Source organism: Nonomuraea mesophila, assembly GCF_004352805.1.
Lineage (GTDB): Bacteria > Actinomycetota > Actinomycetes > Streptosporangiales > Streptosporangiaceae > Nonomuraea > Nonomuraea longispora.
Window position 1 is genome coordinate 1 of sequence record NZ_SMLD01000226.1, and the last position, 12928, is coordinate 12928.

The 12928-nt window shown below is 73.7% G+C and carries 13 protein-coding genes and 1 pseudogene; 12 read left to right on the forward strand and 2 right to left on the reverse strand.

Annotation, left to right across the window (positions count from 1 at the left end; genetic code table 11):
- A pseudogene (locus tag E1295_RS43610) lies at positions 1 to 248 on the forward strand (hypothetical protein); the annotation flags it as partial.
- 447 nt (positions 249 to 695) lie between these two features.
- Here the strand turns inward: E1295_RS43610 and E1295_RS43615 are convergent.
- Positions 696 to 1535: a deoxyribonuclease IV gene (locus E1295_RS43615; RefSeq protein ID WP_132640521.1), complete on the reverse strand. Its 840-nt coding sequence runs from the start codon at positions 1533 to 1535 to the stop codon at positions 696 to 698.
- Between the two features lie 178 nt (positions 1536 to 1713).
- Between E1295_RS43615 and E1295_RS43620 the strand changes: the two genes are divergently transcribed.
- From E1295_RS43620 to E1295_RS43675, 11 genes are all read left to right on the forward strand, one after another.
- Positions 1714 to 2655 carry an NADP-dependent oxidoreductase gene (locus tag E1295_RS43620; RefSeq protein WP_132640523.1) on the forward strand — a complete coding sequence of 314 codons (942 nt, stop codon included), beginning with the start codon at positions 1714 to 1716 and terminating at the stop codon, positions 2653 to 2655.
- Positions 2656 to 2752: 97 nt separating this feature from the next.
- The gene (gene uraD, locus E1295_RS43625) at positions 2753 to 3262 is read left to right on the forward strand and encodes a 2-oxo-4-hydroxy-4-carboxy-5-ureidoimidazoline decarboxylase (protein WP_132640525.1); all 510 of its coding nucleotides are present in this window, start codon (positions 2753 to 2755) and stop codon (positions 3260 to 3262) included.
- Positions 3259 to 3558, forward strand: a complete 300-nt coding sequence (gene uraH / locus E1295_RS43630; RefSeq protein WP_132640527.1) for a hydroxyisourate hydrolase — start codon at positions 3259 to 3261, stop codon at positions 3556 to 3558. Before uraD ends, uraH begins: the two co-directional genes overlap by 4 nt.
- Positions 3559 to 4419, forward strand: a complete 861-nt coding sequence (gene pucL / locus E1295_RS43635; RefSeq protein ID WP_132640529.1) for a factor-independent urate hydroxylase — start codon at positions 3559 to 3561, stop codon at positions 4417 to 4419.
- Between the two features lie 2 nt (positions 4420 to 4421).
- A complete protein-coding gene (locus E1295_RS43640) occupies positions 4422 to 5282 on the forward strand; it encodes an FAD binding domain-containing protein (protein ID WP_132640531.1) in 861 nt (286 codons plus the stop codon).
- Positions 5282 to 5752, forward strand: a complete 471-nt coding sequence (locus E1295_RS43645) for a (2Fe-2S)-binding protein (RefSeq protein WP_132640533.1) — start codon at positions 5282 to 5284, stop codon at positions 5750 to 5752. The genes E1295_RS43640 and E1295_RS43645 overlap by 1 nt, the downstream gene beginning before the upstream one ends.
- Positions 5749 to 7161 (forward strand): 8-oxoguanine deaminase, encoded by a 1413-nt coding sequence (locus E1295_RS43650; RefSeq protein ID WP_132640535.1) that lies wholly within the window; start codon positions 5749 to 5751, stop codon positions 7159 to 7161. Before E1295_RS43645 ends, E1295_RS43650 begins: the two co-directional genes overlap by 4 nt.
- A gap of 139 nt (positions 7162 to 7300) precedes the next feature.
- Complete coding sequence (locus E1295_RS51575; protein WP_246081108.1) at positions 7301 to 8674, forward strand: glycerate kinase; 1374 nt, start codon at positions 7301 to 7303, stop codon at positions 8672 to 8674.
- Positions 8671 to 9978: an allantoinase AllB gene (gene allB, locus E1295_RS43665; protein ID WP_132640537.1), complete on the forward strand. Its 1308-nt coding sequence runs from the start codon at positions 8671 to 8673 to the stop codon at positions 9976 to 9978. The genes E1295_RS51575 and allB overlap by 4 nt, the downstream gene beginning before the upstream one ends.
- Positions 9979 to 10932: an allantoicase gene (gene alc / locus E1295_RS43670; protein WP_132640539.1), complete on the forward strand. Its 954-nt coding sequence runs from the start codon at positions 9979 to 9981 to the stop codon at positions 10930 to 10932.
- Between the two features lie 34 nt (positions 10933 to 10966).
- The gene (locus tag E1295_RS43675) at positions 10967 to 11917 is read left to right on the forward strand and encodes a GNAT family N-acetyltransferase (RefSeq protein ID WP_132640541.1); all 951 of its coding nucleotides are present in this window, start codon (positions 10967 to 10969) and stop codon (positions 11915 to 11917) included.
- Here the strand turns inward: E1295_RS43675 and E1295_RS43680 are convergent.
- On the reverse strand, positions 11902 to 12928 hold a 1027-nt coding region (locus E1295_RS43680; protein WP_132640543.1), incomplete at its 5' end, for a PASTA domain-containing protein. The two genes, E1295_RS43675 and E1295_RS43680, sit on opposite strands and share 16 nt — an antisense overlap.

Here is a 12928-nt window from a genome sequence, read left to right on the forward strand (position 1 = left end):
GGGGTGGCGTGACCGCCGCGCTCGTGCTGAGCGAGCAGGCGGGCGTACGGGCGGGGGAGCCGGCGTCCTATCCGGCGCTGGTGGCGGTGCCGGTGGCGTTCGCCGCCATGGTCATGATCTCCCTGGCCACGCCGTGCCGGGTGCCGGGAGGGGTGGGCCGGATGATGGCCACGATGCACGTGCCGGAGCCTCACGCGGGCCCCCCAGACTGCCGCTCGTCGCAGCACGGCGACCGCTCATCGCATTAGCACTCTCCGTATGGCGATGACTACAGACCGTTCGACGAGCTGTCCGTAAACGGGGTTTCGCCCGCAAGATCGCGACCGTAGTGTTTCGGCATCGGATAGCCACCCCGGCGCATTGGGGGGACGAGCCGCAAGGCTCACAGCAGATCTGATGCGCCGGATTCACCGGCGACCGCAGGTCGCCGCGGCGGCCGGGCCCTGACCGGGGGGTAGGGCCCGCCACGCCGTTCTGTGAGGGGGCGCCCGCTGAGGCCGTGAGAGCCGGCCCCGCGATCCGGGCCACGGGGGCGCCGGATCCCGCGAGCGGGCGTCCCTATCACGGTCTGTGGCCCGGTTACGGTTCTGCCCCGCTTCGACGTACGCCGTCCGCCGCAGGAGCCCGCGCGGCGTCCCGCGCGGCGTCTCGCGGGGCGTCTCGCGGGGCGCCCCGCGTGGCGCCCCGCGTGGTGCTCACTCGTCGCGCAGCCGCTTCAGCAGGGCGATGTCCTCGGCATGCTTGGGCGCCTTGCCCGGCGTCTCGATGCAGATCGGCACGCACGCCACCGCCGGGTGCCGCATCAGCTCCGCGAACGGCCGCTCGCCGATGAGGCCGGCCCCGATGTTCTCGTGGCGGTCCTTCTTGGCGCCGCAGGCGTCCTTCGAGTCGTTGGCGTGGATCAGCTTGAGCCGCCCCGGGGCGATCGCGTGCAGGGCGTCGAACGTCTCGCGCACCCCGCCCTCGGCCGCGAGGTCGTGACCGGCGGCGAAGGCGTGGCACGTGTCGAGGCAGACACCGGCCCGCGGATGCCAGTCGAGGGCCGCGAGGTAGGGCTCGATGTCCTGGACCGTGGCGCACAACATGGCGCCTTGGCCCGCCATCGGCTCGAACAGCAGGTCGGGCCCGCCGTCGGGGATCTCGTCGAGCAGCGGCAGCAGGTTCTCGCGGGTCTGGCGCAGCGCGTCGTCGCGGGACTGCGTCACGGCGGAACCTGTGTGCACCACCACCCCCTTGGCGCCGGTCGCCACCCCGCGGCGCAGCGTGTGGCGCACGATCGCGATGGAGTTGGCCAGCGTCTCGGGGCTGGGCGAGCCGAAGTTGGCGAGGTAGGGCACGTGGATGAACGTGTCGACGCCCGACTCGGCGAGCTGGGCGTCCTGGTCGGGTCTGCCTTCGGTGAGCGCCCACCCGCGCGGGTTGGTGACGAACACCTGGATCATCTCGGCGCCGATCTCCGCCATGTATTTCAGGCCGCCCGTCGCGAGGCCGCCCGCCACGGACACGTGTCCGCCGATCAGGGATTTCAGGGTCATGATGACGGCCAGTGTAGGCGCAGTGGCGGACACATCCCGCGCGACACCGCCCGCCGCCCGGAGGATCCCCGGCCGCGCACAAAGCTTGCTCCAAGAGCACGGCCCGGTCCCTTTGGCGGGTACGTGGGCGGGTAACGCCTCCTTCGTTCGCCAACGCAGGCCAGACGGGGGAGAGCCCATGCGCGCCACAGCCATTTCCGCCTTCGGAGCCCGGCCGGAGCTCGTCGAGCTGCCGGAGCCCGCACCAGGACCGGGCGAACTGCTCGTACGCCTGCGGGCCGCGGCCTACAACCCGGTCGACACGAAGATCGCGAGCGGCGCCATGAAGGGACTGTCGCCCAGATTCCCGCTCATCATGGGGCAGGACGGCGCCGGGGTCGTGGAGGCGGTGGGGGACGCTGTCACCGCCTACCGGCCCGGCGACGAGGTCTACGGCCGCTTCGCCGACCCCGCCCGCGGGCTCGGCAGCTACGCCGAGTACGGCGTGGTGGCCCAGGACGGGCCCGTCGCCCGCATGCCCAAGGGCCTGCTGCCCGAGCAGGCCGCGGCCGTGCCCACGGCGAGCGCGACCGCGTGCGCCCTGCTCGACGCCGCCGACCTGGCCGAGGGGCAGACCGTGCTGATCATCGGGGCCACGGGAGGGGTGGGCCAGGCGGCCACGCAGCTCGCCGCCCTGCGCCGCGCGTACGTCATCGCCACGGCCGCACCCGACGCGGAGGAGCTCATGCGGGAGCTGGGCGCGAACGAGACGGTCGACCACACCAAGGGTGACGTGCCCGGGGAGGTGGCGGCCGCCTGGCCGGACGGCGTCGACGCGGTGTTCGACCTGGTCGGCCCGTCCGGCGCGGTCGACGCCATGGCGGGCGTGCTGCGCCCCGGCGGCGTGATCTGCAGTGTCGTCCACGCGCTCGACCCCGACGCCCTGGCCAGGAGAGGGCTGCGCGGCGTCAACGTGATCAACCGGGTCACGCCTGAGGTGCTGACCCGCCTTTCCGAGCTGATCGACGGCGGCGAGCTGCGTGTGCGCGTCGAGTCGCTGGTGCCCCTGGAGCGGGCGCCGGCCGTGCTGAGCGACATCGCCGCAGGCCGCGCCAGGGGCAAGACGGTGATCATGATCTGACGCTTGGAGCATGACACAAAAGTGCCCGTCGCCGGGGCGGCCGGTTCGGAGTTCTCACGGATGGACCGGGCACGTAGCGCATGTGTGTACTGCAGATATGTCCGACACGTTCGCCGCGCTCGGCGCCTTCAACACCCGGCCACGGGACGAGGCCGAGCGTGACCTGCTCGCCTGCTGCGCCTGCCCCGCCTTCGCCGCCGAGATCGCCGGGCGGCGGCCGTACGGTGAGCTGGGCGCGCTGCTCGACGCCGCGGACGCGGCCGTGCGGAAGCTGGAGTGGTCAGGGGTGCTGGAGGCGCTCGGCGCGCACCCGAGGATCGGCGAGCGGCCGGACGCGACCGGTACGGAGGCGGCCTGGTCGCGGCAGGAACAGTCGGGGGTCGACGACGCGTCACGCGCGGCCCTGGCCGAGGGCAACCGGGCCTACGAGGAACGTTTCGGGCACGTCTACCTCGTCTGCGCCACCGGTCTCAGCGGCGCCGAGCTGCTGGCCAGGCTCACCTCGCGGCTGCGCAACGACGAGGAGAGCGAGCGCGACGTCGTACGCGCCGAACTGGCCGCGATCACCCGGCTGCGGCTGGCCAAGCTGATGGGGGAGGGGAGATGAGCTTCTCCACGCACGTGCTGAACGCGGTCACCGGGCTGCCCGCCGAGGGCCTGCGCGTACGCCTGGAGCACGAAGGAAGGGTCCTGGCCGAGGGGCGGACCGACGCCGACGGCCGGATCGGCGGATGGGAGCCGGGCGCCGGCGTGCACCGCGTCGTCTTCGACACCGGCGGCTACCTGACCGAGACGTTCTACCCCGAGGTCGTCATCACCTTCACCGTGACCGACCCCGCCCGGCACCACCACGTGCCCCTGCTGCTCAGCCCGTACGCCTACTCCACCTACCGAGGGAGCTAGATGGCCGTCAAGCTCGGTCCCAACCGCTACGGCAAGGCGCAGACGAGGCTCGTCCACGTCGTCAAGGACGGCCCCGTGCACCACATCAAGGACGTCAACGTCAGCACGTCCCTGTCGGGCGACATGGAGGCCGTCCACCTGACCGGCGACAACGCCGCCGTGCTGCCGACCGACACGCAGAAGAACACGGTGTACGCCTTCGCCGGGAAACACGGCATCGGCCAGATCGAGGAGTTCGCCCTCCTGCTGGCCGGGCACTTCGCCGGCGCGCAACCCTCGATCCACCACGCCAGGGTGGAGATCGAGGAGTACGCCTGGCGCCGCGAAGGGCCGCACTCGTTCGCGCGCGAGGGCGGCGAGGTGCGCACGTGCGTCGTCCACCGCGACCGCGACGGCCGCGCCAGCGTGGTGTCCGGGCTCAAGGACCTGGTGCTGCTCAACTCGACGGGATCGGAGTTCCACGGCTACGCCGTCGACGAGTACACCACGCTGCCGCCCGCCGCCGACCGTGTCCTCGCCACCGCCGTCGAGGCCCGGTGGCGGCACACGGGCGGCACCTCCTCCTACGGCTCGTCGTACGAGCGGGTGCGGCGCTGCCTGGTGGAGGCGTTCACCGGCACGTACAGCCGCTCCCTGCAGCAGACCCTGTACGCCATGGGCGAGCGGGTGCTGGCCACCTGCGAGGAGATCTGCGAGGTCAGGCTCGCCCTGCCGAACAAGCACCACATCGCCGTGGACCTGTCGCCCTTCGGCCTCGCCAACGACAACGAGGTCTTCTTCGCCGCGGACCGCCCGTACGGGCTGATCGAGGGCAGTGTGCTACGTGAGGACGCGCCCGACGCCGGATTCGCCTGGGAGTGACGATGGACTTCTTGCGCCCCACGACGTGGGAGGAGGCGCTGGCCGCCAAGGCGGACCGGCCCGACGCGGTGCCGCTCCAGGGCGGCACCGACGTGATGGTGGAGCTCAACTTCGACGTGCGCAGGCCCGCCGCGCTGCTCGACCTCGGGCGTGTGGCCGAGCTGCGCGCGTGGGGCATGGAGGGCGGCGCCTGCCGGGTGGGGGCCGGGGTGCCGTACACGACGATCATCGAGGAACTGGGCGGCATGCTGCCGGGGCTCGCCCAGGCCTCGCGCACGGTCGGCTCGCCGCAGATCCGCAACCGCGGATCGGTCGGCGGCAACCTCGGCGCGGCCTCCCCCGCCGGCGACAGCCATCCGCCGCTGCTCGCCGCCGACGCGGTGATCGAGGTGGAGTCGCGCGAGCGGGGGGTCAGGATGATCCCCGCCACCGAGTTCTACCTGGGCGTCAAGCGCAGCGCGCTGGAACCGGACGAGCTCATCAGGGCCGTGCACGTCAGGCCCGCCACGGGGCCTCAGTACTTCTCCAAGGTCGGCACCCGCAACGCCATGGTGATCGCGGTGTGCTCGTTCGCGCTCGTGCTGCGTCCCGAGGAGCGGTGGGCCGGCACGGGGCTCGGGTCGGCGGCGCCGACCCCGCGGCGGGCGTACGAGGCCGAGGAACTGCTGGCGCGGGAGCTCGACTGGGAGGCGCCGCTCGACCCGGCGCTGCTCAGGAGGTTCGGCGAGCTGTGCGCGTCCGCCGCCGCGCCGATCGACGACGTCCGGGGCAGCGCCGCCTACCGCGTGCACGCCATCGGCGTGATGGCCCGCCGCACGCTCACGTGGGCCTGGAACGACCATCTGGGAAGGAGGGCCGCCTGATGCGCGTGACCTTCACCGTCAACGGCCGCGAGGAGAGCGCCGACGACGTGTGGGAAGGGGAGAGCCTGCTGTACGTGCTGCGCGAGCGGCTCGGACTGCCCGGCTCCAAGAACGCCTGCGAGCAGGGCGAATGCGGCTCGTGCACGGTCTATCTCGACGACGTGCCGGTCTGCGCCTGCCTGGTCGCCGCCGGGCAGGCCGAGGGACGGCAGGTGCGTACCGTCGAGGGGCTGGCCGAGGGGGACCGGCTCGACCCGGTGCAGGAGGCGTTCGCCGAGTGCGGCGCGGTGCAGTGCGGCTTCTGCACGCCGGGGCTGATCGTGCAGGCGCACGACCTGATCGCGCGCACCGGGCGGCCCTCGGACGCGGAGATCAGGGAGGCGCTGGCGGGGAACCTCTGCCGCTGCACGGGCTACGAGAAGATCCTCGACGCGGTACGGCTGGCCGCGCGGCGCAAGGCGGCCACATGAGCGAGCCGCGCACGCCGTCCCGGCCCGTCATCGTGATCGAGAACGTGCACATCGCGCCGGTCACCGGCCCCGAGATCCCCTCCGGGCACATCAGGATCGAGGGGGACCGGATCGCCGCGCTGGGCGCCGGGCCCGCGCCCGGCGCGCAGGGCGCGACCCGGATCGACGGCTCCGGCTGCCTGGCCACGCCCGGCCTGGTCAACACCCACCACCACCTCTACCAGTGGGCCTCGCAAGGGCTCGCCCAGGACGCGACGTTGTTCGAGTGGCTGGTGTCGCTCTATCCGGTGTGGGCCGCCATGGACGCCGAGGTGGTCAAGGGGGCCGCATCGGCCGGGCTGGGCTGGCTGGCGCTGTCGGGGTGCACCACCTCCAGCGACCACCACTACGTCTTCCCCAAGGGCAGGGGCGACCTGCTCGCGGCCGAGGTCGAGGCCGCGCGCGAGATCGGCGTGAGGTTCCACCCTGCGCGCGGCTCCATGGACCTGGGCGAGTCGAAGGGCGGGCTGCCGCCGGACGTCGTCGTCGAGGAACTGGACGAGGTCCTGACGGCCACGGCCGAGGCCGTCGACGCCTATCACGACCCGTCGTTCTCCTCCATGCTGCGCGTCGCGGTCGGGCCGTGCTCGCCGTTCTCGGCCAGCGCCCGGCTGATGACCGAGTCCGCGGCGCTGGCCAGGTCCAGGGGCGTGCGCCTGCACACCCACATCGCCGAGACCCTGGACGAGGACGAGCACTGCCTGGAGCAGTTCGGCGCGCGGCCCGTCGACTACATGGAGCAGCTGGGCTGGCTCGGGCCCGACGTGTGGTTCGCGCACACCGTGCACCTGAGCGACGCCGACATCGGCAAGCTCGCCGCCAGCGGCACCGGCTCGGCCCACTGCCCCTCATCCAACGGGCGGCTCGGGGCGGGCATCGCCCGCGTGTCGGAGATGTTGCGCCGCGGCGTGAACGTGGGGCTCGGCGTGGACGGCAGCGCCTCCTCCGAGCTGACCCCGCTGGCGGGGGAGATGCGCCAGGCGCTGCTGTTCCAGAGGGCCAGGCACGGCCCGCAGGCGCTCACGGCCCGCCAGGCCCTGGAGCTGGCCACCCTGGGCGGCGCCCGCAACCTGGGCCGGGCGGACGAGCTCGGCTCGCTGGAGCCGGGCAAGCTGGCCGATCTCGTCCTGTGGCCGGTGGCCGGGCCGTTCGCCGCCGCCGTCCCCGACCCCGTGTGCGCGCTGGTCTTCGGGCCCGCGCCGCCGCCCGCCCTCGTCCTGATCGGTGGGCGGACCGTGGTGGCCGGCGGCGAGCTTCGGACCGTCTCCCAGGACGCGGCCGGACGCGCGGGCGCCGCCGCCCGCGAGCGGCTCGTGCGGCTGGCCGGGGAACGCGGCGTGCGCGCGGCGCGGCACGTCCAGGACAAGTGACACCGGCGGTGAGCCGAGGGGCGGGCCGGTGGTCGCCCGCCGATCGTCCGGATGTGATGATGAGTCACGCCTTCCCGCCCGCTCGCACCGGGCAGGAAGGCGTGTCCGGACATTGTTCACCATCATGTGGGAGTTCGTTGTGGTTCAGCCTGTTCTGGTCGCTCCGGACAAGTTCAAGGGGTCGCTGACGGCGGCGGAGGTGGCCTCCCGCGTGTCGGCCGGGCTCGGCGTTCCCACGGTGGAGCTGCCGGTCGCCGACGGCGGTGACGGCACCGTCGCCGCCGCCGCGGCAAGCGGCTTCACGCGGGTCACGATCGAGGTGACCGGCCCCACCGGTGAGCGGATCCCCGCCTCCTACGCCTGGCAGGACGGCACGGCCGTGGTCGAGCTGGCGGAGGCGTCCGGGCTGCGCCGGCTGCCCGGCGGGCGCGAGCCGCTGACCGCCACCAGCTACGGCACGGGCGAGCTGGTCGCCGACGCCGTACGCCGCGGCGCCACGCGGGTCGTCCTGGGGCTGGGCGGCAGCGCGTGCACCGACGGGGGCGCCGGCATGGTCCAGGCGCTCGGCGCCCGCCTGCTCGACGCCGCCGGCGACGACCTCTCCCGGGGCGGGGCCGCGCTGAAAGACCTCGCCCGCATCGACCTGTCCGGATTCCTCGACGTGTCCGGGGTGGAGTTCGTGGTGGCCGGCGACGTGGACAACCCGCTCCTCGGCCCGCACGGCGCCGCCGCCGTCTACGGGCCGCAGAAGGGCGCGACGCCCGGCGACGTCACGACCCTGGAACGCGCACTGTCCCGGCTGGCGGCGGTGGCGACCGCCACACACGGGCTGGCCGGAGCCGTCGAGCGCAGGAGCTCGCGACGAGAGAGCGAGGAACGAGCCAACGAGGAGCGTAGCGGGCGCGACCATGAGCACGAGCGCAGGAGCTCGCGACGAGAGAGCGAGGAACGAGCCAACGAGGAGCGTAGCGGGCGCGACCATGAGCACGAGCGCAGGAGCTCGCGACGAGAGAGCGAGGAACGAGCCAACGAGGAGCGAAGCGGGCGCGACCATGAGCACGAGCACGACGACACCCCGCGGGCGATGGGGGTGGCCGGGGCGCCGGGCGCGGGCGCGGCCGGCGGGGTGGGGTTCGCGGCGCTCGCGTTCCTGCACGCCGAGCTGCGGCCAGGCATCGGCTACCTGCTCGGCCTGCTCGGGTTCGGCGAGCTGGCGCGCGACGCGCGGCTGGTGATCACGGGCGAGGGGTCGCTGGACGAGCAGTCGCTGCGGGGCAAGGCGCCGGTCGGCGTGGCCCAGGCCGCCGCCAGGGCCGGGGTGCCCGTCGTGGCCGTCTGCGGCCGCCGTACCCTCTCCGACGCCGAACTGAAGGCGGCGGGCATCGAGGCCGCCTACGCCCTGACCGACCTGGAGCCCGACGAGGCCCGGTGCATGGCCGAGGCGGGCCCGCTGCTCGAACGCCTCGCCGCCCGGCTGGCCGCCGACCGCGGGCTCGGGGGAGGCGCCGGATGAGCTTCGACCTCGTCGTACGATCGCGCAGGACCGTCACCCCCGACGGCGTGCGGCCCGCGGCGGTGGCCGTGCGCGGGGAGAAGATCGCCGCCCTGTACGACCACGCGGCGCCCCTCGACGCCGCCGAGGACGTCGACCTGCGCGACCTGGCCCTGCTCCCCGGCCTGGTCGACACCCATGTGCACGTCAACGAGCCGGGACGGACCCACTGGGAAGGGTTCGCCTCGGCGACCCGGGCGGCCGCCGCCGGAGGCGTCACCACGATCGTCGACATGCCGCTCAACTCGCTGCCGCCCACCGTGGACGTCGCGGCCCTCGACGCCAAGCTGGCCGCCGCCGAGCACCTGTGCCACGTGGACGTCGCGTTCTGGGGCGGGGCCGTGCCGGGCAACCTCAAGGAGCTGGCGCCGCTGCTGGAGCGCGGGGTACGCGGCTTCAAGTGCTTCCTGTCGCCCTCGGGCGTGGAGGAGTTCCCGCCGCTCGGCCTCTCCGAGGCGCGGCAGGCCCTCACGGAGCTCGCCGGGCTCGGCGGGATGATGGTGGTGCATGCCGAGGACCCGGCGCTGCTCGGTGAGCCGTCCGGGCCGACATACCGGGAGTTTCTCGACTCGCGGCCGGAGCGGGCCGAGCGCAGCGCGGTCGAGCAGGTGGTCCGGCTGGCCGAGGAGACGGGGGCGAGGGTGCACGTCCTGCACGTCTCGAGCGCCGCCTGCCTCGACGTCCTGGAGCAGGCCCAGGCCAGGGGCGTGGCCGTCACGGCGGAGACCTGCCCGCACTATCTGACGCTGGCCGCCGAGCAGGTGCCCGAGGGGGACACGGCCTACAAGTGCTGCCCGCCCATCCGGGCGGAGGCCAACCGCGACCTGCTCTGGGACGGCCTGGGGAGGGGCGTGCTGAGCTGCGTCGTGTCCGACCACTCGCCGTCGCCGGCCGAGCTGAAGGTGCCTGACTTCGCCGCTGCCTGGGGCGGCGTCGCCTCGCTCCAGCTCGGGTTGCGCGCGATCTGGACGGAGGCGTCGCGCAGGGGGTACGGGCTGGCGGACGTGGTCCGCTGGATGTCGGCCAATCCCGCCGCCCTGGCCGGCATCACCGGAAAAGGCGGGATAGCGCCGGGCCATGACGCCGACCTGGTGGCGTTCGACCCGGCCGCGTCCGACCCGGTCGACGCCGCCGCCCTCCACCACAGGAACCCGGTCACCGCCTACCACGGCCGCACGCTCAAGGGCGCCGTACTGACCACCTGGCTGCGCGGCCGGCCGGTGGACGGCCGGCCCTGCGGCCGGCTCCTGCTGGAAGGACCGTAGATGGCACACTCCTGCGGCACCCCGTCCCTGCCCGACCTTGCGCTGCGCACGTTCGGCGGCTCCGTGGTGGCGGCGAGCGACGAGTCGTTCGCCGAGAAGGAGAGCCTGATCAGGCCGGGCAGGCCGGGCTTCCAGCCGGAGACCTTCGGCAACAAGGGCCAGGTGTACGACGGCTGGGAGACCCGGCGCAGGCGCGAGCCCGGACACGAGTGGGCCGTCGTCCGGCTGGGCGTGCCCGGCGTGATCCGCGCCGTGGTGATCGACACGGCCTGGTTCACGGGCAACTACCCGCCGTACGCCTCCGTCGACGCCGCCTGCGTCGACGGCCATCCGTCACCTGCCGAGCTGCTCGCCGCCCCGTGGACCGAGATCGTCCCCAAGGCGGGGCTGAAGGGCGACGCCGAGCACCACTTCCAGGTCGCCGACCAGGGCCGCTACACCCACGTCCGCCTCAAGATCCATCCCGACGGCGGCGTCGCCCGCCTGCGCGTGCACGGCGAGGCCCGCCCCGACCTGTCCGTCTACGACGGCCTCGGCCTCGACCTGGCCGCCCTGGCGAACGGCGCTCTCGTCACCGGCTGCTCCGACGCCTTCTACTCCGCCCCCAGCAACGTCATCGCGCCCGGCCTGGCCCGCCACCAGGCGGAGGGCTGGGAGACCGCGCGCCGCAGGGACGGCGGCAACGACTGGCTGGTGATCCGGCTGGCCGGCCGCGGCGTCGTCGAACTGGCCGAGATCGACACCACGAACCTGCTCCACAACGCGCCCGTCGCGGTCGCGCTGACCGGGATAGACGGCCGCCACGAGGCCGAACTGCTGCCCAGGACCAGGCTCCAGCCCGACACCCCGCACCGCTTCCGGCTGCACCACCCCGGTTCCGTCACCCACGTCAGGGTCGACATCTACCCGGACGGCGGCCTGGCCAGGGTCCGCCTCCACGGCCACCTGGCCTGACCGTGCGACCCGCGGCCCACGTAGGGTGCGAACGGTGAACGACGTGATCGATCGCCATCGCGCCCGGGTGCGGGCCGCCGACCCCCTCGCCGCCGTCGCGGAGCTCAGCGACGACCTGATCGAGATCGGGAACGCCGTCGGCGCGCCCTCGACCGCCACGGCGGTCCCGGGCGCCCGGTCGGTGCACTGGGGCCCGCCGGCCATTCACACCCTCCGGGCCGCGGTCGCGGGTGACGACCCGGCCGGCGCGCTCGGCCACCTGCTCGACCGCTGGATCTCGGCTCTCGACGCCGAGCCGGGATCCGGGCTCGTGGTGAACTGGCCGAGCCGCGACACCGCGCCCGTCGCAGCGCTGGCCAGGCGGGGGTTCGCGCCGCGTTCCGTGCTCGCCGTCCGTGTCTCCTCCGTCGGCCCGGCCGTCCGTGTCTCCTCCGACGGCCCGGCCGTCCGTGTCTCCTCCGTCGGCCCTGCCGCGAGCCGACCGGCCCTCTCTGTACGCCCTGCCGTGGCGGACGACCTGGACACCATGTGCCGGCTCTACCTCGACCTGATCGCCTACGAGGCGCAGTTCGGCTGGATCTCGGTGCTGCCCTCGACGCCCGCCGCCGCGAGGGCCGAGCTGGAGGAGAAACTCGCCCGTGGTGACGGCTGGTGCTGGCTGGCCGAGCAGGACGGTGAGGTCGCCGGCATGCTCTCGGTGCACCACCCCGACCACGCGGGGTGGGTCGCGCCCGCCGTGGAGGCGTCGCCCGTCGCGTACGTGGGGTCCCTCTACGCGCGCCCGGGCGGCAGGGGCCGCGGCATCGGCGCCGCGCTGGCCGGCCACGCCCACGCCACGGTGGCGGCGGCCGGCGTCGAGACCGTGCTGGTGCACTATGCGGCCCAGAACCCGCTGTCAGTGCCGTTCTGGTCCCGCCAGGGCTACCGGCCGCTCGTCACGACGTGGGGGCGGTTGCAGGTGCGGGACGCTCACTGCCAGAGGTAGACCGTGCTGCCCGAGGGGCGTTCGCTGTTGGGCAGCGGCCGCTGGTATTTCACCACACCGGCGTTGACCAGCCGCTGCACCCGTACGCTGAAGCCCAGGGCCTGTAACTCGGACCTGGCGTCCCTGAGCTCCTTGCCGAGCACCCCCGGCACCACGCGGAGATGCCGGTCGTCGCGGCCCTCGCCGTCGCGGTCGCCGAACCAGTCCCAGAAGTCCGTCTGGCACCGCGCCACCGTGATCATGACCTGGGCGCCGTTGTCGACCTCCGCCTTCGCCTTGGGCTCCTGGGCGATGACCGTGCACGGCTCGGCGTCGTCGTCCACCTCGTTGACCTGCACCTGGAAGCCCTGCCCGCTGAGATGGCCGGCGGCCTGGTCCTTGGGCATGCCGCCCACGTCGGGCATGACCAGCCCGGCGCTGACGAAGACGTCGATCTTGGCGCCCTGCTTCACCTTCTCGCCGACCTGGGGCGAGGTGCGGATCACCTTGTCGCGCTCGACCTCCTTGTTGGCCAGGCGCTTGACCGAGTCGACGGTCAGGTCCGCGTCGGCGAGCGCCACGCGGGCGTCGTTCTCGGTCATGCCGGCCACGTTGGGCACGATGACGCGCTTGGGCCCGAGCGAGGGCACCAGCGTGATCGTGGTGCCGTCGTCCACCTCGCTCTTGGCCGCCGGGTCGGTGCGCAGGACCAGGCCGGCTGCCACCTTCTCGTCGTGTTCGCCGTCGCCCGTGCGGACCACGAGGCCGAGCGCGGCGGCGTTCTTCTCGGCGATCGCCATGTCCTTGCCGACCAGGTCGGGAACGATGACCGGGTCGGACTGGGAGAAGTACCAGCCGGTCAGCCCGACCGCCACCGCCATCACGGCGGCCAGCGTCACCAGGAACCAGTTGGGCCGGAACCCGCGCCCCTGCGGCACCTCCGTCCGCGGCTGGATCAGCGTGTGGGCGGGAGCGGGCTGCGGGCGCGAGCCCGCGGCGGAGCCGGCGCCCTGCGGGTGGGAGTGCGGGTGG